We start from the raw sequence: 21893 nt of genomic DNA on the forward strand, positions 1-21893 counted from the left end.
CTTAAAAATAGAAGTTTATAAATAAATAAAAATTTTTATGATAATATCAATTGTTGTGTTAATTTAATTTAATTAGGAATAGTAGTAATTTGACAATGAGAACAATCGATAAAAATCAAAATTAGAACCAACATAAAATTTTAAAAAGTTAATACATGATACAGCAATAGTTTTGGTACTAGCTGCGTTTACCCCTGCATATTTTCTATAACGTAACATTCTCAATAATCTAATAACTTAATGCATGCTATGCAATAAAAAAAAAGCTTTAAATGAGATTAAATAAATATAATAACGTTCAAATATTTTGTGGTAGTTTAATAATTAAAATTCTCAAAAATGTAATAGATACATATATAACCAAACAAACATTAAATAAATTTATTGAAAAACATGCGTATTCAATTGGATGGCAAGAGTTGTATCTTTGGAATTTAAAAAGCATATCTAATTGATTTAATTAGTATATGAATAAAAATTATCTGCTACGAGATAACACCTAACATAGTTAATATCAATTTAGTTAAAATTGTGTTCTTTTTTTGTATTTTACCTTTATTTTCAATAGAAATATAAATTTATCAATACTTGATAATAATCAAGGATTATATGGTGGATAAAAAAACACTATCATGTTGTCTAAATTTAATTTTCATAAACACCAAAAATATCTTTCTCAACTTCCTAAAATATCACAATCTGTAGACGATATAAACATATTTTATTCACCTACAGAATTTTGTGAAATTTTATTAAAAAAGATCTCTACAGCACAACAGCGTATTTGTATTACTGCATTATATTTAGAAAATGATCGCGCAGGTCGTAGAATAATGCAAGCACTATATGTTGCTCGTCAGACACATCCAAAGATAGATATCAGTATTTGGGTAGATTGGCACCGCGCACAACGCAAAAGGATTGATATTGCACGTGGTCCAACAAATGCTAATTGGTACTATAAAATATCTTCAAAATATTCAGATATTGCAATTCCAGTTTATGGTATACCAGTCAATACTCGTGAAGCACTTGGTGTGTTACACCTTAAAGGTATTATTATTGATGATATGCTACTATATAGTGGTGCTAACATAAATGATATGTACCTTCATCTGTGTGATAAATACCGATATGATCGTTACCATTTAATTCGTAATGCATATCTTACTAATATCATGTACGAATGGATTTGTAAGCATCTGAAACGATCTGATGCAGTTAACCGTCTCGATCAATTTCAACAACCTGATAATTTAAAATTTAAAAAAAAGGTTCGTCTATTTCGACAATATTTACAAAATGTTAACTATACTTTTATAAGCAATGTAGGCAATAAAACCTTAGCATTAACACCATTAGTTGGATTAGGTAAGAATAACATTATCAATAAGACCATCCTACATCTTGTATTATGTACTAAATATAAAATCATTCTTTGTACGCCTTATTTTAATCCACCCGCAATTTTAGTGCGTAAAATAATTCAAGTATTACGTCAAGGGAAAAAAGTAGAAATTATTGTAGGTGATAAAATAACTAACGATTTTTACATTCCTGCTGATCAGAAATTTAAAATTATTTCTACTCTGCCTTATTTATATGAAATTAATTTGCGTCGTTTTCTTAGTCGTCTGCAATATTATATTTCTAATCATCAACTTACTGTTAGAATATGGAAAGATTGTAATAACAGTTACCACCTCAAAGGTATTTGGGTTGATAAGACATGGATGATGATTACAGGAAACAATTTAAATCCTCGCGCTTGGCGATTAGATTTAGAAAATGCAGTACTAATACACGATCCTTTGCAAGAATTAGCTAAACAAAGAGAAAAAGAACTAATAATAATTCGTAACAATACAACTATTCTTAAGCATTTCCGTGAACTCGAAAGCATATGTGAATATCCAGAAAAAGTACGTAAACTAATTCGTCGATTACGTCGTATTAGTATTGATCGGTTAATAAAACGTTTAATTTAATTAATTAGTTATTTAAGTACGTAATAATATAGATAAATCAACAAAACTGCTTATTTTTCAGTGAATATCATAAAATAAACTTAATTATAATTAATTTAAGCAACTTTTTAAAATTGAAGAGTAAAATACAATGGTTTCATTTACTGGAGTTATTTTGGCAGGCGGAAAAAGTAATAGAATGCAAGAAAAAGATAAAGGACTATTAATATTTCAACATAAACTACTGTATCAACATGTATTACAACGCTTTTACCCACAGGTTAATTACTTATTTATCAGCGCAAATCGTAATATTAATCATTATGAATCAAGCGGTTTTCCAGTCATTACCGATTCAATTCCATATTATCCTGGACCGCTAGCTGGAATGCTTAGTGGTTTGTATCATTCTCAAACGGAATGGGTTGCATTCTGTGCTTGTGATATGCCATTTATTCCAATTAATTATGTTAAACGATTATGGGAACAGCGTGGTACTGCGCCCGCAGTATGGGTAAAATCCTTTATCAAAGATCATCCTACATTATCATTGGTACATAATTCTTTAAGAAATGCACTCCAAATTTTTCTATTGTGTGGTGAAAGACGTCTAAAAAAATTTCTATATCAGCAAGGTGGACACGCGGTCATCTTTTCTGATATAGAATCAGTTTTTAAAAATATTAATACACCAAATGATTTAATAGAAAAAAGTGCATAGAAAAAAATATTTTATCCGCCAATTAAACTATTTTAATCTAAATTCAATTTTTATCTTGCTAACATCACAATATTATACGTAACAATTGTGTTCAAAGATATATTATGCTCATTATTAAGATATCTATCAGAAAAGTTATGCAGTAATATTGTATTGTGTGCTTATAAGGTTAAAAGAAAAATCTTGCTAACCACAAATACAACATCAACATATTATATTATTAAATATATTGACAAGAAACGAACAATGGAGCTAAGCGGGATCGAACCGCTGACCTCCTGCGTGCAAAGCAGGTGCTCTACCAATTGAGCTATAGCCCCTCAATTTTAAATTTTTTAGACTATTCAATTTCATTTATATTTTAAATGACAATACAAAATACTGGTAGGCCTGAGTGGATTTGAACCACCGACCTCACCCTTATCAGGGGTGTGCTCTAACCAACTGAGCTACAAGCCTGTTCAGGCTCTATAATAAAATTAATTTAATTCAATAATATTTTCATCAATAATTTCACTATAGCACCTATTGAAAAATATAAGATACAATAACCTTTATAACAGTGCAAGAAAAAATTCAATTTTTCCATTTATCAAAAGATTTTTTTTTAATATTTTCTGGTAGATCTGCTAAACTATTTATTATCCAATCCGCTGCTCTTTTTGCTTTATTTGTTATAGGTTGGCCAGATTTCACTAATACTTTAGTACCAATGCAAGCCATCTTTGCTGCTTGCATATCTTCAAGGGTGTCTCCAACCATATAAGAAGCAGTCATATCAGTGTTTAAATGCCTTTGAGCAGCAATTAGCATTCCCGGTTTAGGTTTACGACATTCACATTTTTGACGGTAAATTTCTAATTTAGCTTCCGGCAAATGCGGGCAATAATAAATCCCATCAAGTATTATATCACAATGAGCAAGAGAGCGATACATCCATGCAGTGAGTGATAGAAATTGACTTTCGGTAAAAAGATTACGTGCAATACCAGATTGGTTGGTTACTAATACTAATGCAAAATTCATTTTTTTTAATGTTAGTAATGCATCAAGAGTACCATGGATAAATTGAAAATTATCAATTGTGTGCACATAACCATAATCAACGTTCAAAGTTCCATCACGATCAAAAAAAATGGCAGGAACTTTATTTTTCAAATAGACGCTCCTTTTACTAAAATTGTATAATGAAATTTATTTTTTATATTAAATAGAGCGAGTTTAATATATTTAGCAAATTTTTTCATATAATTGATGTTATATATGATTAGGAATCAAACTAATTGAAAATAGTTAATTATTTATATAATCAATACAATTGTTTATTTCTGTTTCGAAACAGAGAATTTATTTGATTTATGAATATATTTATCATAGAAGAAAATATATTTCTTCACAATTTTTTCATAAACAAGGTAAAATTTAACTTTTATCATTTAATTCATTTAAAAATTCTGAAATGTATTAATTTTTATTATTAATAGCAAATATACGCATAAGTTGTATTTTAAATACCTTAACTATTTAAAAAGGCTTGCTATTTTAAATAGTTAAGGTATTTATTTGAGATAATATACAATACAGTATACTGCTGTAGAAGTATTGAATATGCTGTTTTAGTTTCTTTAACTAAATTTTATTAGTTAACGGCATAAAATGAAAAAGATATAAAAATTAATAAAATTATAAATTTTTATTTTGAATAATTATTTTTAATATAGCTATACTAGCTACATAAAACTTTTTAAAATATAATTTTAAATTGGAATTCTAATGCATGAGAACTAGTCAATATTTCCTATCTACTTTGAAAGAAATACCTTCCGATGCGGAAATTATTAGTCATAAACTGATGTTACGCGCCGGTATGATTCGTAAATTAACTTGCGGTCTTTATATCTGGTTGCCAACAGGCATGCGTGTAGTTAGAAAAATAGAAAACATTATCCGTCAGGAAATGAATAGGATCGGTGCAATAGAAATTTCAATGCCTATAGTTCAACCTACTGACTTATGGGAAGAAAGCGGTCGTTGTAAACAATATGGTCCCGAATTATTAAACATAAAAGATCGACATCAAAAATCATTTATTTTAGGTCCAACGCATGAAGAAGTAATAACAGATTTGTTGCGAAATGAGCTACGATCTTACAAACAACTACCCCTTAATTTGTATCAAATTCAAACAAAATTTCGTGATGAAATACGTCCTCGTTTTGGAGTCATTCGCTCCCGAGAATTTATTATGAAAGATGCATATTCTTTTCACACTTCACAAGAGTCACTTGAAGAAACTTATGAAGTCATGTCCTCCGCTTATAGTCAAATCTTTAAGCGTATGGGTTTAAATGTGCGTTTAGTACAAGCCGATACTGGCTCTATCGGTGGACATATGTCACATGAATTTCAAGTGCTAGCACAAAATGGAGAAGATTATATTATCTTCTCAGATCAATCAGATTACGCTGCTAATATTGAGAAAGCTGAAGCTTTATCGCCTCTTGGTGACCGTCTGAAGGCTACTCAGAACATGACACTATTTGATACACCTAGTGTAAAAACAATTTCTGAATTAGTCAAACAATATCAAATACCTATTGAAAAAACTGTCAAAACGTTATTTGTAAAATCTACACAAAAACAAGGTAATTCTTTGGTTGCACTATTACTACGAGGTGATCATCACCTAAATACCGTTAAAGCTGAAAGATTAGATATTGTATCAACTCCGTTAGAAATGGCAACCGAAAAGCAAATTTACACGTTGTTAGGTGCGAGTTTTGGTTCACTCGGTCCTGTGGGTTTAACTATTCCAGTAGTTGCTGATCGCACTGTAGCCAAAATTAGCGATTTTTGTGCTGGGGCTAATATTGATGGTAAACATCTTAAAGGAATTAATTGGGGACGTGATTTGCCAGAACCGCGCATAGAAGATATTCGAAATGTAGTCCAGGGTGATCTCAGTCCGGACGGAAAAGGTATTTTACAAATTTCACGTGGTATTGAAGTAGCTCATATTTTTCAACTTGGTACTAAATATTCTAATATAATGAAAGCGACTGTTCAAGATGAAAATGGTCATGAGAAAATTGTTATTATGGGTTGTTATGGCATCGGTATTACTCGCTTGGTAGCAGCGGCAATTGAGCAACATCACGACAATCTAGGTATTACTTGGCCAACAGCACTTGCACCATTTGAAGTTGCTATTCTTCCTATAAATATGTACAAATCCTCTTTTCAGGTAAAAGCAGTAGCGGAAGAATTATATCAAACACTACGTTCAAAAGGTGTAGATGTTATTATTGACGATCGAAAAGAGCGTGTTGGTGTAATGTTTTCTGACATCGATCTAATAGGTATACCACATGTTATTATAATTAGCGATAAAAATTGTAATGTTAAAAATATTGAATACAAATCACGAAGCACTCATGAAACACAAATGATTAAAAAATGTCATATTATTGATTTTATTATTAATAAACTCAATAAACAAACCTAACTCTTCGCTTTTAATTATATTGGAGTAATATAACTACTTAAAATGTAATCACTATTTCTACATTCAATTATTAATACTCTTGTATACTACCATGTAAATCCTGTATTTTACAATTACTTTTTATAGTTTTTATCCAAACTGGTTTCCAACCTTGCTTATCTTTAGATATTCCTTCAAAAGTAGTAAATAATTCAGGAGAACCGATTAATTCTTCATTATAATAAATGAGGGGAATACGTTGTCGTTGCCAAGGTGGAACACCTAACTCTTGCCATAATTTTTTCATTTTACAACGACCAAACCGACCCAAAATATTATAGTATCCATGGGCAACAAATCGAATAGTAATCTGTTCGTTATTTGTTGGAAAACGAAATTGCACAATATTATTATTTGCTTGTAAATAACCTAAATTTTGAGGTAAACACAATGGTTGATTACGATCAGCCCAAATAAGTATATAGTTATTCAACGATGTTAACTGTGGTAACCAATAAAGCTTTTGTCTATAACGGCGTACTTCATGCGTTATGCAGCGCAAGCGCGGTTGTGCGTCTTTTCGACTACGCATAACTTCGAAAGTAATACGTTTTAATGCTTCTCGTGAAGGCATTTTGCCTCCTTGTATAGCAATCCAGCGACGTAATAGTGCATGACGATGTACTTCACTGATTGCTAACAATGGTATAAAATATAAGGCACCCTGCTCGTCAATCAACTTTTCAAGTTGTCCAGCTAAAAGTTCGTCTAACAACTGCTCTTGTTCAGCACAAAGAGCAGCACTTCGTAAAGTAGATTTATTAAAATATGGCCAACGTTTTTTTAGTAAAGGTATAATGTGTAATCGCAAAAAAACGCGATCATAACAATTATCTACATTACTTTCATCGTTTATCCAAGAAAGCTGATGTTTTTTTGCATACGCTTCTAAATATTCACGACTAAGATTTAAGAAGGGTCGAAGATGTAAATATCCGTTAATTCGACGTTTTAAGGACATACCTGCTAAACCTGTGGGTCCACTACCACGCTTTAATGCCAATAGTATAGTTTCACATTGATCATCAAGGTGTTGTGCAGTTAATAAGCACTCACCAGGCCGTAATTTCTCAAATAGTACTTGATAACGAACATCACGTGCAGCAGCTTCTATGCTACTGCTGGAATGTAAATTAATTTTAACATGCAATACCTCATACGGTACTTTCCATTTTTCACAAATTTGCTTACAATGCAATGCCCAATCATCAGCATTCGGGCTTAATCCATGATGAATATGTAGTACACGAATGTGTGATTCAGATGATGATATGCGTTGTTCATTTTTCCAACACATTAGTTGATGTAATAAAACTGTCGAGTCAAGTCCACCACTAAATGCTAACACACAATGTGTTTCAGCATGAATAAGCGAAGTAATATGGGATAAAGGCATGAATATTCCCTTAAATTCAGTAAATATTATTGCATATCTAGATTTTATACAATCAAATAAGAAGTTATAAATATTACTCTAATATTTTTTAAAAACGAATTTTTATTAAGTCGTATTTACTATTTCTTGATAATAAAAAGTACTGACGTCAAAGTAAGTATTATCTAACATATATTATTAGATTTAATTTAAAATTACTCATCTGCTTATTGGATGTCCCTATACAATTATTAAATAATTTATTGTAATCATTAAAAAAAATGAATTTTCAGTTACCAATTAATTTTTTTATTTATAACATAATTATTCTGATTTCTTTTGAAATTTTATAATTATAGAAAAATATTAAAATCAACAATTTTAATTATACTGTCATGTTCGCACAATACACGCACTAGATAACGTTTGTCTTTACTTAATATGATACACCTTGAAGGTTAGTTTGAAAAACTGGACAATGCTGTTCAATTGTACAAAGCATAAGCAAGAAATTAAGAATTGATCTGCATTCTTAAGAAATAATTTATCTCGGCATGATTATCGGTATACCGGAGGATAAGCTAAAATCATATTAGCTAAAATTCGTCCTATTAAATCTCGCACATCGATTATTTCGACATTCGACATATCCTTGTAACTGTTGTTAAAATGCTTTATATGGTCTCATTTCTATTTTTAGTAAAACTTCGAAAGCTTTGAGCATTAAGTACGGCAAATGACATTATATAAAAAGTGTATGCATCCCTTGTGTTAACGTTTGAATATCCATCTTTCTATAGAAGTTAGGGTGTTCTATCTATATACAGAGATGGTAGAACATTGTTAATTGATAAATTAAGATCGTAAGTACGTTTAAATTTATTTAACCTATTTAACATGCTGATGATTTTTACTTTATCAATACCAATTCAAAAAGAAAAAATAGATTATAAGTTCCTGTTTTTTCCTACTATTATGCCATTCTGATAAAGAAATTTAACTACTAACATTGCTGAATTTCTTCTGTTGTTATCTGTCCTAATGCATGTATACCAGGCGTGAGCACAGTTACTTTGATTGGATGAAGATACATATGATTTTATCAGGTTGTATAAATTTATCGCAGTTTTCACTGGATTGAATTGACAAAAATTCTAGAGTGTCTAACTTGTTTGGCTGCCAAATATTGAAAAACCAATCTTTAATTTTCATATAACCTATTAATTTTAAAAAGAATTAATAGCATGTTCTACAGTAGATTGAATTAATCGTTTTTCCTGATTACCTTATAGTATAGCTGCTGCAATTTTAATGGACCATACAATGACATAATTCGGTGAAGTGGTTGTAGAAATCATATGAGCTTCATTGAACGTTTTCTGATCATAGTCGCCTTTTAATATGCAATATGCATCAAAGATGCTCGTGAAAGAGACGCTAATAATTTATGTGTTGACTGAGTTTCGTAAATGACTTTACTTTGAAGACGCTGACCATTTATAGTACTGCTTGGACTAATCAGATAGCGTTCTGTAGTATATTTACTTTTTTTGTATGTTATGATATTAGAATTCATTTTTTGGAATTTGACCAACAATTCCTAATGCGTTTCGTCATATAGGTGAACACAAATAGGGATGATATCAGACATCATGAGTAAGTGTCTTAATGATTGATGACAGTTACGGTCGATTAATAAAGTACTGCCAGTTGATACAGCATACATCCCTATAATTTTGTTTGACGTTGAGGTGCCGTTAGTTACTATATAGCTTTTTTCAGAATCGAAAGTACGTTCAATATATTGTTCTGCTTATAAATTCCGTCTGGTATGATTTAGTAATGAACTTAATTCAATAATAGAAATTGATACATTTGCTTTTAATGTATTTTACCAAAAAAAACACAAAAAATATTTCTAACCGAACTTTTTTGGAATGCATTGCCACCCATGTGACCTGGAGTGAAAAAACATATTTATTTTTTTTTAGCAAACTAAATAGTGTTTTGTTAAAGGTAGAGTAATGTTCTCAATATGTTAAGAAGTACGCTGACAGATATAAGGCACAATATCGCTATAATTTATTGTGCACCTTAACTGCAATACAATACACATATTACTCCAGGTAATATGTGTATTGTATTGCTTGCCACTAATAAAACTATAGGTAGGTAGATAGATATTCATTTAGATAATAAATATTTTTAAAAAGTGATAGACTGTAGCATTCCAATTAATATTACAGTAGAAATACGTGGATTATGCTCAATAAATTTTAAAACATCATTCATTTTTTCAAGGTAAAACACCTGAAAAACTTTTTCTTTTTTAAAGAAATGCCTGATTTATGAATGCATTGTAATAGGTAAAATTTAGCATACGATGCCATAATTATCATAATGCCCAATACGGACCTACTATAATTTTTTAGTATTGAATTATACATAGAAAAAGCATATCCCAATAAATTAATAAATCTTTTTTTTATAATGGAACATACAAAAAATCAACACAATCATACTAAATATGTATCACAATGTGTTAATTATAGAATTAATATGTTATTTATCGCCATAGTTAATCAAGCGTTGATAACGACGGTTCAGTAATTCTTCTGTAGTTAATCGATCTAAATAAGCTAAATCACCTAATAGTTGTTTTTTTAATACTATCGCCGTTTCGATTGGATTACGATGTGCTCCGCCTAATGGTTCTGTAATTATTGCGTCTATCAATTCCAATTTTTTTAGACGACAGGCAGTAATTCCCATTGCTTCAGCTGCAATTGAAGCTTTATGAACATTTTTCCAAAGAATTGCAGCACAACCTTCTGGTGAAATTACAGAATACGTACTATATTGCAACATATTTAGTATATCGCCTACGCCAATTGCTAATGCACCACCAGACCCTCCCTCACCTATAACAGTACAAATAATTGGAATTTTTAAATGAGACATTTCAAGTAGATTGCGTGCTATTGCTTCTGATTGACCTCGTTCTTCTGCGCCAATACCAGGATAAGCACCTGGTGTATCGATCAGCGTAATCAATGGCATCTTAAAACGTTCAGCCATTTTCATTAAACGTAGTGCTTTACGATAACCTTCTGGTGTTGGCATGCCAAAATTACGCCGTATTTTTTCTTTTATTTCTCTACCCTTCTGATGGCCTATCACCATTACTGGACGATCATTAAGACGTGTAATACCACCAATAATTGCCTTATCATCTGAATACGTGCGATCTCCTGCTAATTCATCAAAATCATTAAAAATATTATGAATATAATCCAATGTATGGGGACGTTGTGGGTGACGTGCGAGCTGTACGATTTGCCATACATCTAAATTTGTAAATATTTTACGCGTTAATTCAATGCGTTTTTCACATAAGCGCTGTACTTCTTCATCCAGATTAATATCATATTGTTTATCTTGACGACTGATAGATCTCAATGAATCGATTTTTTCTTCTAATTCTGCAATTGGTTTTTCAAAATCTGGGTAATTAAAATTCATGATATTCCTTTTTAATTAAATTCCAGCTCCACTTGCTGTGATCCTACTAATAATCGTAACTCATTAAGTAAAGAATTATTTAAAGAAATGCGCCATGCTGTACCAAAAAGCAATTTTGCCTTAGCGTCTTTTTTTTGATAATAGACATGCACTGGAATATTTCCTGAACAATAAGGTTCTAAAATTTTCCGAAAATGTTTTAAAAATTGTTCATCTATTTGAGAATCGTTGAGAAAGATAGCAAGTGCATGCACATATTTTTTTCTAGCTTCATCGATATCCATAATTTTTTGTGCAGAGATTTTGAGACTCTGATTAAAATCATTTAAGCTTATCTGACCATGTACGATTAAGATACGATCTCTTTCTACTAAATGCTTATATTTTTCAAATACTTCAGTAAATAATATTATTTCTATATAACCCGACCGATCATCAAGAGTAAGAATACCCATTCTATTACCACGTTTAGTACAAATCACCCGAGCTGAAATTACTAAACCAGCAACAACGGTTATTTTACCGTGTTCTGTTTTCGATATATCTTTTAGACACGTACCATTGACATAATATTGAATTTCTTTAAGATGCTGATCTATAGGATGACCCGTAAGATACAGACCTAATGTATCGCGTTCCCCTCTAAGTTGAACTTCTTTTGACCAAGGTCGTATGCGAGACTTTTTTATTTCTTGTGGACTGTTTGATAAAATTCCAAACATATCAATTTGTCCAATAGTTTTTGTTTGCATACGCTGATCAGCTATTTTTAAAGCAATTTGCACATCGTTCATCAATGATGCGCGATGTGCACCAAGAGCATCACATGCTCCTGATATGATCAATATTTCCAGCACGCGACGGTTGAATTTTTTAATATTAGTACGGATACAAAGGTCAAATAAATCCTTAAAAAGACCGCCTTGATTACGTGCATCGATAATTGCTTCAATAGTACTTTTACCAACACCTTTAATAGCTCCAATGCCGTAAACGATTTTACCTTCATCATTGACATGAAAATGATATAAACCTGAGTTAATATCAGGTTTCAAGACATTTAAACCTATACGATAACATTCATCTACTAATGCCACTATTTTTGTAGTGTTATCCATATCAGCACTCATTGCTGCTGCCATAAATTCCGCTGTATAATTCGATTTTAACCATAAAGTTTGATATGATACCAAAGCGTAAGCAGCTGAATGTGATTTATTAAAACCATACCCTGCAAATTTTTCCACTAAATCAAATATTTTCATTGATAGTACGCCATCAATATCATTTTTTTTGGCACCCTCACGAAATATACAACGTTGTTTAAGCATTTCGTTTGGCTTTTTTTTAGCCATTGCACGACGAAGCACATCTGCACTGCCGAGCGTATAACCTGCAAGAACTTGCGCAATTTGTATTACCTGTTCTTGATATAAAATGATACCATAGGTTGATTGCAAAACAGGTTTTAAGCTTTCATGTTGCCAACGATGATCAGGATAAGCAATTTTTTCACGACCATGCTTGCGATTAATAAAATTATCTACCATACCAGATTGTAAAGGACCTGGTCGAAACAGTGCTACTAATGCTATTATGTCTTCAAAACAGTCCGGTTTGAGACGCTTGATCAGGTCTTTCATACCGCGCGATTCAAGTTGAAACACTGCAGTTGTTTCAGCACGTTGAAGTATTTCAAAGCTCTTTTGATCATTGAGTGAAATAGTAGAAATATTGAGAGGTTTTAAATCATATTTTTTTAAGCGTAGGTTAATCATTTTCACTGCATAATCTATAATAGTCAGGGTTCGTAAGCCAAGGAAATCAAATTTTACTAATCCGGTATCTTCCACATCATTTTTATCAAATTGAGTCATTGGATGATTACCATCTTCATCACAGTACAGCGGAGCAAAATCAGTAATTTTAGTTGGTGAAATTACGACACCGCCAGCATGTTTACCAGCATTACGAATAACTCCCTCAAGTTTACGCGCCATATCTACAAGGGCTTTAACTTCTTCATCTGCGTTATAGGTTTGTAATAATATTGGGTCAGCAGAAAAAGCTTTTTCCAGAGTCATACCTGGATCAGAAGGTATCATTTTTGAAATACGATTGATAAAACCGTAAGGATGACCAAGTACACGACCCACATCGCGAATAACAGCTTTAGCTGTCATACTACCAAAAGTAATGATCTGTGCAACTGCTTCACGTCCATATATTTCAGTAACATGATCAATTACCTGATCACGTTTTTCCATGCAGAAGTCGATGTCAAAATCAGGCATTGAAATACGTTCAGGATTAAGAAAACGTTCGAAAATTAAATCAAATTCTAAAGGATTGAGATCAGTTATTTTTAATGCATATGCTACGAGAGAACCTGCACCAGAACCACGACCTGGTCCAACTGGAATATCATTATCTTTAGACCACTGAATAAATTCCATAACGATTAAAAAATAACCTGGAAAACCCATTTGATTAATCACATCGAGTTCAGCTTTTAAACGCTCATCATATTTCTGTCGTTGCTGAATACGTATTTCATTATTTGGAAATAAAAATTCCAGACGTTTTTCTAGTCCCTTTCGTGATTTTATAACTAGAAAATCTTCAGTGGTTACTGTTCCTGTTGGAAACTGCGGCAGAAAATATTCTCCAAGACGTATAGTAGCATTACAACGTTTAGCAATTTCTACACTATTTTTTAGAGCTGCAGGAATATCTGAGAATAGCTCACACATTTCCTTTTCACTGCGCATATATTGTTGAGCACTATATCGGATAGGACGTTTTGGATCAGAGAGCATATAACCATCATGAATTGCAACACGAATCTCATGTGCAGCATAATCATCTTTATTAAGGAAACATACTTCATTAGTTGCTACTATTGGTAGAGATTTAGAAATTGCTAAATTAACTGCAGCGTTTAAATACGTTTCTTCATCAGGACGACCAGTACGTGTAACTTCAAGATAATAATTATTAGAAAAATATTTAAGATAGAAATCTAGACATTGCAGCACTGATTGCTTATTACCTCGTAATAAACTACGACCTACATCGCCTTGGCGACCACCTGATAATACTATTAATCCGTTACTTAACTCGATTAGCCAATCTCTTTCAATAAACGGACCAACAATACCATATCCACGTTGGTAAGATCTTGAAATTAAAATTTTTAAATGTTTATAACCTATGTTATTGGCAGCAAGTAACGTAACTTGTACAAGTTCATTGTCCATCATCGGTGTGCTAGCCATTTTAAAATCAGCACCAATAATAGGTTTAATGCCTGCTAAATGGGCACTATTATAAAAACGTACTAAGCCACATAAATTCATAAAATCTGTAATAGCAATTGCTGGCATTCCCAGAGAAGCTGTTTTTTTAACTAAAGTACTAGTTTTTGCCAAGCCATCAATCATTGAATAATCACTATGTACACGCAAATGTATAAAACGAGGTTCAGTCATAAAAAATTTTAATTAAATTGAGAAAAGTTATGTAATTAAATATGTCAAAGTAATCTGTAAATATCATACGGATGATTTGTAAAACTTACATACTGGTGAAAAATTGCGGCGATGATAAGGAGTTGCTCCATACTGTATCAATTTTTTTATATGTTGCGATGTTGGATACCCTTTATGCTGTGCAAAACCATACTGTGGAAATAATAAATCTAGCTCTATCATTTCACGATCACGTGTTACTTTCGCAAGGATTGAAGCTGCACTGATTTCTTTTATTAAACTATCACCTTTTATTACAGCTTGTGTTGGTATTAATAAAGACGGGCATCGATTACCATCTATTAATACCAGATCTGGTACGATATGTAAGCCTGTGATAGCCCGTTGCATTGCTAACATTGTAGCGTTCAGAATATTGAGTGCATAGATTTCCTCTAATTCTGCTCGACCCAAATTCCAACAAAGTGCTTTTTCTTTGATTTCATTGTATAATGATAGACGACGTCGTGGTGTTAGTTTTTTAGAATCATTTAGTCCCATTATAGGATTAAGAGGATCAAGGATGACTGCTGCGGTAACTACTGCACCAACCAATGTTCCTCTGCCAACTTCATCAACACCTGCAATTCGGAAAGTATTAGAAGTAGAAGGATAAATCAAGTCATTCATTATTAACTATTTCTAATACTGCATCTGCAGCTTGCTCATCGGCTTTCCAAATAATTTTTTTGTGCAATTTATAAAAATTATTTAATAAAGCAGCTCGCTTTGGTCCTGAATGTAACACTACTTCTAATGCAGCAACTAGCGCTGATGGCTGACAATCATCCTGTAAAAGTTCTTTAACAAGTTCTTCACCAGCTAATAAATTAGGCAGTGAAATATAAGGTATTTTAACTAAATGTTTTGCTAACCAAAAATTAAAAGGCTTCATACGGTAGCCAACAACCATTGGACATTTTGCTAACATACATTCTAATGTAGCAGTGCCTGATGCAATAATGGCTATATCGCTAGCAATCATTACTTCTCTACTCTTACTACCATCAAAAAGTCGAATAGGTATATCAGGTGCAACCATAGCTTTTATCTGTTTAAATTGCTTTTGACGATCCATATTTACTAATGGTACCAAAATTTCCATTTGTGGATATTTTTCATACAATAATTTAGCTGCAAGCAAAAAATCGCCACTTAACATTTCTACTTCAGTAGAACGACTGCCAGGTAGTAAACCAAGACAGAGCGCATCTTTGGTAATTCCTAATTCATTTCGTGCTGCTATTTTATTAGGTCGAAGAGGTATTGCGTCAGCCATACTATGTCCTATAAAACGACAAGGTATATTAAAACGATCATAAAACGCTTTTTCAAAAGGTAATAATACTAAAATTAGGTCAGTATTACGTTTAATTTTGAAAATACGTTTTTGCCTCCATGCCCATACTGAAGGACTTACATAATGAATAGTGCGAATACCAACACGTTTTAGATTACCTTCTAAAGTAAGATTAAAATCTGGTGCATCAATACCAATAAATACATCTGGTTTAAGTTCAATAAATCGCTTTGTAAGATCCCAACGAATCTTGAGTAATCGTGGTAGATTACTAAATACTTCTACAACACCCATAACCATCAGTTCTTCCATGTCATACCAAGCTTCACATCCTTCAGCCTTCATATTTGTACCAGCTATTCCTACAAAACGTGCATTAGTATTACGTGCTTTTAAAGCTCGTATCAGTCCTGCACCAAGAATATCGCCTGATGTTTCTCCAGCTACAAGGGCAATTGTTAAAGAATGTATAGCCATAACTTAACGGATTAAACCTCGATTAGAACGAGCAAAAAAGTCATAAAAAAGTTGTATTTCATTATATTGATTCATCAATACCTCAATTTCCGGTTTGATTTCTTCCATTTTTTTATTACTTCTATATAATAAATTGTACACTTCACGAATAGCATAAAGTACTTCTTTTTTAAAACCACGACGTTTTAATCCTTTAATATTAATACCGAAAGGTATTGCATGATTTCCCTGTGCAATAATATAAGGTGGTACATCTTGCACAATTCCAGAACAACCACCAATCATCGAGTACGAACCGATAGTGCACCACTGATGCACAGCTGTCATACCACCAATAGTAACAAAATTATCCACAGTAACATGTCCACCTAAAGTAGTATTATTGGCAAAAATACAGCCGTTTCCAACTATGCAGTCATGTGCAATATGCACATTAACCATTAATAAATTATCGCTACCTACTACAGTTAAACCGTTAGCTTGTATAGTACCTCGATGAATAGTAACACTTTCGCGTATGCTATTTCGATCACCAATTTCAACCCGCGTTAATTCTCCAGCATATTTTAAATCTTGACTAACTTCACCGATTGAAGCAAATTGATAAATTTGGTTATCTTTACCAATACGTGAATGACCGTTTACCACTACGTGTGATTTTAGCACTGTACCTGTGCCTATTTCTACATTGGCACCAATAAAACAAAATGGACCGATATAAACGTTTTTACCAATAACAGCCCCTTCTTCAATAACGGAACTGGGATGAATGTTGGCGGTTAAATTAATCACTAATTATACCTCCCGGCTTCGCGCACACATCATAGTTGCTTCACAGACCACTTCACCATTAACAGTTGTCACACCTTTAAAGCGTGTTAGGCTACAGCGGGTTTTTTCAAAGGTTACCTCCATAATCATCTGGTCACCTGGTACTACAGGACGTTTAAAACGAGCTTCGTCTATACCAGCAAAATAATAAAGCTCTCCGGGTTCTAATTTTCCTACACTTTTAAAGGCTAATATACCGGTTGCCTGTGCCATTGCTTCTAGGATGAGAACGCCTGGAAAAATTGGTTTTCCAGGGAAATGTCCCTGAAAGAAAAATTCGTTAACAGAAACGTTCTTCACCGCACACAAATATTTATTTTCTTTAAATTCTAGCACACGATCAACCAATAAAAATGGATAACGATGTGGTAGTAATTCTAAAATCTCTTCAATTTTTAAAGCATGCGTTTCAGTAGTCAAAACACTCTTCCTGTACTAAAAAATCTAATGGCAATGATGAGACAGCTATTGCCTTCCTTAAGGATCTTCCACTAGCTGCAAATCATACTTGAACAATATTACCGTACTTAGATTTCTCAATAGTGAAAGAAAGTACACTGATATTATTACTATAATACTAGAAAGATTAGTGAGATGCGTAAGTGTTTAGTGATTTTTAATGACTTGATGTTCGATAGCCTTTAATCGTTTGTTGATATCATCAATTCTCATAAGCAACACTGTTGTTTTGCGCCAGTTTTTATTATGTTGGACTGGAATCCCAGAAGAATATATTCCTGGTGTCTTTATTGGACGTATTACCATACTCATTCCAGTAATAGTGACTCTATCACATATTTCCATATGTCCTTTAATAACAGTAGCCCCTCCTATCATACAGCATTGTCCAATTTTTAAGCTACCTCCCATAACTACACCGCCTGCAACTGCAGTGTTATCGCCTATTATAACATTATGTGCAATCTGACATAAATTGTCTATAATAACACCATTGCCAATTATAGTGTCATCTAATGCACCACGATCGATAGTAGTACAGGCACCAATTTCTACTTTATCCCCTATTATTACTGTACCTAAATGTGGAATTTTAACCCAATTCCCCTCATCATTAGCATAGCCAAAACCATCTGATCCAATAATAGCTCCAGATTGGATTAAACAATCCTGACCAATTTGAATTTCGTGATAAATTGTTACATTAGACCATAATCGTGATGCTTTACCAATCATTGTTCTCTTACCTATAAAGCATCCTGAACCGATCATAACATCATCTCTTAATTCTACATTACTTTCAATTACTGTATTAGCACCTACAGAAACATTCTTACCTAATTTAGCTGTTGAATCGATCACGGCATTCGGTGCAATATTTTGTGCAGGTTGTGGTGTTTTATCTAAAAGTTTAGATATATAAGCTAATGTTAAATAAGGATTATTTACAACAAGAGCAGCTATATTGCACAATTTTAAATCTTGTTGTGTTAAAACTACTGCTGAAGCTTTAATATCGGCAAGATATGCACGGTGACGATTATTTGCAAGAAAAGTTATTTCTCCATTTTTAGCTGATTGTATAGAGGCAACACCAGAAATAATGATGTCACCGTCTCCGTACAATGTTGCATTTAACTGTCGAGCTAAGTCAGATAGTCGAAAGGATAACATCAATTATTTAACCTGTTTAATTACTTCGGAAGTAATCTCTTGTTTTGTTGAAAAGTAAGCAATAGCATCTGTATCGATTACCATATCATAACCTTGACTTTCAGCAACTTTTTTTACAGCAGCTCGTATACGTCTTAATAATTTATTACGTTCTTCTGTCTGACGACGATGTTTGTCTTCGTCAAACGCTTCCGCTTTATTAGAAAAATCTTCACGCTGCATTATAATTTCGCGCTCCATGCGTTTACGTTCGCTAGGTTTTAGAATGGAAATATCACGCTGTAGTTTGTGAATTTTTTTTCGTAACTCGTACTCTTGATTTTTTAGTTCAGTAGAACGCCCTTGAAATTCGTTTTCTAAGTCTTTAGCAGCAATAGCACTTTGTGGCAATTCTTTGAAAACTCTATAAATATTCACTACTGCAATTTTCTCAGCAGCTTGAATACTTACACAAAAAACTAAAGAAAAACTTATAGCTACAGCGTATAACAATTTTTTCATTATAAGCTCCTAATTTTTATATTAAAAATAATGAATCCATACTATCATTATTTATTTAATTACCATGTGCTGCCGATATTAAATTGAAACTGTTCTAATTTATCTCCCTCTGCTTTCCTTAATGGTTTAGCATAGGAAAAGGTCAATGGACCTAAGGGAGATCTCCATTGTATAGACATACCAACAGAAATACGAATATTGTTTGGATCACTATAATCGGGGATACCAGCAGAGATTGTTTGAGCATTATTTTGCCATTTACTATCCCAAACAGTACCTGCATCTATAAAGAAGGATGTACGGATAACATTGATATATTTTTCGTTTAAAAATGGTGTTGGAGTAATTACTTCTATGCTAGCGATAGCATTCGCATTACCACCTATTGCATCGTTTGATTTAGACACTACTGCTCTATTACCTCCTTTAGCAATAAGATTTGCACTATTTTTCAAGTAAGCGGCCTTTGGCCCAATTGTGCGAGATAGAAAACCACGAACGGTACTGGAACCACCGACATAAAAATTTTCATAGAAAGGCATTTCTTTACTACCAAATCCATTACCGTAACCTATACGACTACGAGCTAATATAATCCAAGTGCGTTCATGATTAATAGGTATATAATGTCTTATATCTAATGTGATTTTGTAAAAGGAATTATCTGATCCTGGAATTGATATTTTCCCATTTAAATTAGAATAAGTGCCATGTCTTGAAAAAAAAGTACGATCTAAGCCATTAAATGTCCAACCATAGTTAAAAGTAAAATCACAGCAGGAAACATCATGCTTATCATTAAAATTACGATGATGGCCAAGAGAATTAAAATAACGCCACATTGCTATCTGGGGATGGATATTGGCAATATCATTGTACAGATAACCTAAGCCAAGGCGTAATTTATTACTGTAGCTCACTGGAAAACCTATTGTTGCTTCTACTCCGTAACTTTCATTAGTATAATCAGATAAATCTGCTTTATTTGCTTTGAAATTATTGTAAAATAAACGACCACCAAGACTCACGCCATCAATTGTAACATAAGGATCTGTCATTGAAAATTCAGCATATGTCTGATAGTCATTTTTGAGAGAGCTAATACTTACACTATTGCCGCTACCTAACCAATTTCCCTGTGTTACGCTAGCCTGAAAATTCAGGCCACTTTCAGTACCGTACCCAATACTAAAATTAAAGGTCCCAGTATTACGTTCTTTTATTTGGTAAATCACATCTAATTGATCCAGTGTTCCTGGTACACGTTTCTTAATTACTACAACGCTCTCAAAATAACCTGTACGGTTTAATCGCTCTTTACCTTTATTAACTAAATCACCACTAAACCAGGTGCCTTCCATTTGTCGCATTTCACGACGTAGTATTGCATCTTTTGAGATAGTATGACCTTCAAAACGTACATTATGTACATAATATCGTCGACCGGTATTTATATCCAAACGTAGTTTAACAGTTTTATTGACGTTATTAATTTCAGGATATATTACTACATGAGGATAAGCATACCCACATGTATTCAATATGTTTTTGATATCATTTTCTATTTTTAACATTTTACTGTTATTATACAATCGATTGGATAAAATATGCGTTAGTTTTTCAATTTTTGCATAATATTCAGTTGTATTACTCTTGATTATTACTCCTATAACTTTGTATTGTTCTCCTTCAGTAATATGAACAGTAATATAGATCTTTCTTTTATCAGATGTTAAACTCACCTTTTTAGAATCTATATTAAAATGTATATATCCACGATCAAGATAAAATTGACGTAAATTTTTAAGATCTCTAACTAGTGTTTCCCTATAGTAATTGGAATTATTAAATATGTTCCACCAAGCCACCTGACCGTGTAACTGAAAACAAGAAAGTAGTTGCTTAGAACTGAATGCTTTATTACCTATAATATTAATCTGTTGAATTTTTGATGATATACCTTCTTGAAAAGAAAACTTCAAATTAATACGATTATATGATAGTGGTGTACTAATTACTTTAACTTTAGCATTATATTTACCAATACTGTAGTAAACATCTTGTAGTTTTTTCTCAATAGAAGAAAGCATACCATTATTTACTGGTTGACCTATGCGTATGTGAGACATTTCAAGGTTTTCTTTTAGCTTTTCTGTTGTTATAGTTTTATTGCCCACAAAGGTAATCTTGTAAATTGTAGGATATTCTTTTACTCGTATAATTAATTCAGTACCGTCTTGTAGTAGTTGAATATCTTTAAAGTTACCAGTGGAAAATAATGCACGAATAGCTTTTTTAATATTATTTTCATTAATTGTATCACCAATGTGTATTGGTAAATTCATTAGAGCTGTACTTAAAGTAATCCGTTGTAATCCTTCGAAATGAATTTTTTTCACTACGAAATCGTTTATACCGAAGACAGTGGTGCTGCTGCTTAGTAGCAACAACATTATGAACAATTTTTTGATGGTCATTGTTTTTATGAGTTAT

14 protein-coding genes, 2 tRNA genes and 1 pseudogene are annotated in these 21893 nt (G+C 32.4%); 3 read left to right on the forward strand and 14 right to left on the reverse strand.

What is annotated here, in order from left to right:
• The first annotated feature begins 632 nt into the window (after positions 1-632).
• Both pssA and mobA read left to right on the forward strand, forming a co-directional pair.
• Entirely contained in the window at positions 633-1988 is a 1356-nt protein-coding gene (pssA, locus tag BMSBPS_RS00255; RefSeq protein ID WP_022564417.1) for a CDP-diacylglycerol--serine O-phosphatidyltransferase, read from the forward strand.
• Between the two features lie 130 nt (positions 1989-2118).
• Complete coding sequence (gene mobA, locus BMSBPS_RS00260) at positions 2119-2688, forward strand: molybdenum cofactor guanylyltransferase MobA (RefSeq protein WP_022564418.1); 570 nt, start codon at positions 2119-2121, stop codon at positions 2686-2688.
• A gap of 247 nt (positions 2689-2935) precedes the next feature.
• Here mobA and BMSBPS_RS00265 read toward each other — a convergent pair.
• From BMSBPS_RS00265 to gmhB, 3 genes are all read right to left on the reverse strand, one after another.
• Positions 2936-3008: transfer RNA gene (locus tag BMSBPS_RS00265), tRNA-Ala, on the reverse strand.
• Between the two features lie 62 nt (positions 3009-3070).
• Positions 3071-3147 (reverse strand) — tRNA-Ile (locus tag BMSBPS_RS00270).
• Positions 3148-3264: 117 nt separating this feature from the next.
• A complete protein-coding gene (gene gmhB, locus BMSBPS_RS00275; RefSeq protein ID WP_022564419.1) occupies positions 3265-3846 on the reverse strand; it encodes a D-glycero-beta-D-manno-heptose 1,7-bisphosphate 7-phosphatase in 582 nt (193 codons plus the stop codon).
• Between the two features lie 619 nt (positions 3847-4465).
• Between gmhB and BMSBPS_RS00280 the strand changes: the two genes are divergently transcribed.
• Positions 4466-6193 carry a proline--tRNA ligase gene (locus tag BMSBPS_RS00280; protein WP_022564420.1) on the forward strand — a complete coding sequence of 576 codons (1728 nt, stop codon included), beginning with the start codon at positions 4466-4468 and terminating at the stop codon, positions 6191-6193.
• Positions 6194-6263: 70 nt separating this feature from the next.
• Here BMSBPS_RS00280 and tilS read toward each other — a convergent pair whose 3' ends face one another.
• From tilS to bamA, 11 genes and pseudogenes are all read right to left on the reverse strand, one after another.
• Positions 6264-7628 (reverse strand): tRNA lysidine(34) synthetase TilS, encoded by a 1365-nt coding sequence (tilS, locus tag BMSBPS_RS00285; protein WP_046201051.1) that lies wholly within the window; start codon positions 7626-7628, stop codon positions 6264-6266.
• Positions 7629-7960: 332 nt separating this feature from the next.
• Positions 7961-10015, reverse strand: a pseudogene (locus tag BMSBPS_RS04770) (Orn/Lys/Arg family decarboxylase).
• Positions 10016-10169: 154 nt separating this feature from the next.
• Positions 10170-11129: an acetyl-CoA carboxylase carboxyl transferase subunit alpha gene (gene accA, locus BMSBPS_RS00295; RefSeq protein ID WP_022564423.1), complete on the reverse strand. Its 960-nt coding sequence runs from the start codon at positions 11127-11129 to the stop codon at positions 10170-10172.
• 11 nt (positions 11130-11140) lie between these two features.
• Positions 11141-14620 carry a DNA polymerase III subunit alpha gene (gene dnaE, locus BMSBPS_RS00300; protein WP_046201052.1) on the reverse strand — a complete coding sequence of 1160 codons (3480 nt, stop codon included), beginning with the start codon at positions 14618-14620 and terminating at the stop codon, positions 11141-11143.
• 63 nt (positions 14621-14683) lie between these two features.
• Positions 14684-15289 (reverse strand): ribonuclease HII, encoded by a 606-nt coding sequence (gene rnhB, locus BMSBPS_RS00305; protein WP_022564425.1) that lies wholly within the window; start codon positions 15287-15289, stop codon positions 14684-14686.
• Entirely contained in the window at positions 15282-16436 is a 1155-nt protein-coding gene (lpxB, locus tag BMSBPS_RS00310; protein ID WP_022564426.1) for a lipid-A-disaccharide synthase, read from the reverse strand. The genes rnhB and lpxB overlap by 8 nt, the downstream gene beginning before the upstream one ends.
• A 3-nt stretch (positions 16437-16439) precedes the next feature.
• Positions 16440-17228 carry an acyl-ACP--UDP-N-acetylglucosamine O-acyltransferase gene (gene lpxA, locus BMSBPS_RS00315; RefSeq protein ID WP_022564427.1) on the reverse strand — a complete coding sequence of 263 codons (789 nt, stop codon included), beginning with the start codon at positions 17226-17228 and terminating at the stop codon, positions 16440-16442.
• Positions 17229-17231: 3 nt separating this feature from the next.
• Positions 17232-17687, reverse strand: a complete 456-nt coding sequence (fabZ, locus tag BMSBPS_RS00320; RefSeq protein WP_046201053.1) for a 3-hydroxyacyl-ACP dehydratase FabZ — start codon at positions 17685-17687, stop codon at positions 17232-17234.
• A 186-nt stretch (positions 17688-17873) separates the two neighbouring features.
• Positions 17874-18899 carry a UDP-3-O-(3-hydroxymyristoyl)glucosamine N-acyltransferase gene (lpxD, locus tag BMSBPS_RS00325; RefSeq protein WP_022564429.1) on the reverse strand — a complete coding sequence of 342 codons (1026 nt, stop codon included), beginning with the start codon at positions 18897-18899 and terminating at the stop codon, positions 17874-17876.
• 3 nt (positions 18900-18902) lie between these two features.
• The gene (locus BMSBPS_RS00330) at positions 18903-19400 is read right to left on the reverse strand and encodes an OmpH family outer membrane protein (RefSeq protein ID WP_022564430.1); all 498 of its coding nucleotides are present in this window, start codon (positions 19398-19400) and stop codon (positions 18903-18905) included.
• A gap of 59 nt (positions 19401-19459) precedes the next feature.
• Complete coding sequence (gene bamA / locus BMSBPS_RS00335) at positions 19460-21877, reverse strand: outer membrane protein assembly factor BamA (protein WP_044169990.1); 2418 nt, start codon at positions 21875-21877, stop codon at positions 19460-19462.
• Between the last annotated feature and the right edge of the window lie 16 nt (positions 21878-21893).

Origin of the sequence: Candidatus Pantoea carbekii (genome assembly GCF_000971765.1) — a bacterium.
In the GTDB taxonomy this organism is placed as follows: Bacteria; Pseudomonadota; Gammaproteobacteria; order Enterobacterales; family Enterobacteriaceae; genus Pantoea_A; species Pantoea_A carbekii.

Coding starts and splice junctions, on each gene's coding strand:
- rnhB (WP_022564425.1), bottom strand. CDS start 15,289: ATGAATGACTTGATTTATCCTTCTACTTCTAATACTTTCCGAATTGCA.
- mobA (WP_022564418.1), top strand. CDS start 2,119: ATGGTTTCATTTACTGGAGTTATTTTGGCAGGCGGAAAAAGTAATAGA.
- tilS (WP_046201051.1), bottom strand. CDS start 7,628: ATGCCTTTATCCCATATTACTTCGCTTATTCATGCTGAAACACATTGT.
- BMSBPS_RS00280 (WP_022564420.1), top strand. CDS start 4,466: ATGAGAACTAGTCAATATTTCCTATCTACTTTGAAAGAAATACCTTCC.
- dnaE (WP_046201052.1), bottom strand. CDS start 14,620: ATGACTGAACCTCGTTTTATACATTTGCGTGTACATAGTGATTATTCA.
- accA (WP_022564423.1), bottom strand. CDS start 11,129: ATGAATTTTAATTACCCAGATTTTGAAAAACCAATTGCAGAATTAGAA.
- lpxB (WP_022564426.1), bottom strand. CDS start 16,436: ATGGCTATACATTCTTTAACAATTGCCCTTGTAGCTGGAGAAACATCA.
- pssA (WP_022564417.1), top strand. CDS start 633: ATGTTGTCTAAATTTAATTTTCATAAACACCAAAAATATCTTTCTCAA.
- bamA (WP_044169990.1), bottom strand. CDS start 21,877: ATGACCATCAAAAAATTGTTCATAATGTTGTTGCTACTAAGCAGCAGC.
- BMSBPS_RS00330 (WP_022564430.1), bottom strand. CDS start 19,400: ATGAAAAAATTGTTATACGCTGTAGCTATAAGTTTTTCTTTAGTTTTT.
- lpxD (WP_022564429.1), bottom strand. CDS start 18,899: ATGTTATCCTTTCGACTATCTGACTTAGCTCGACAGTTAAATGCAACA.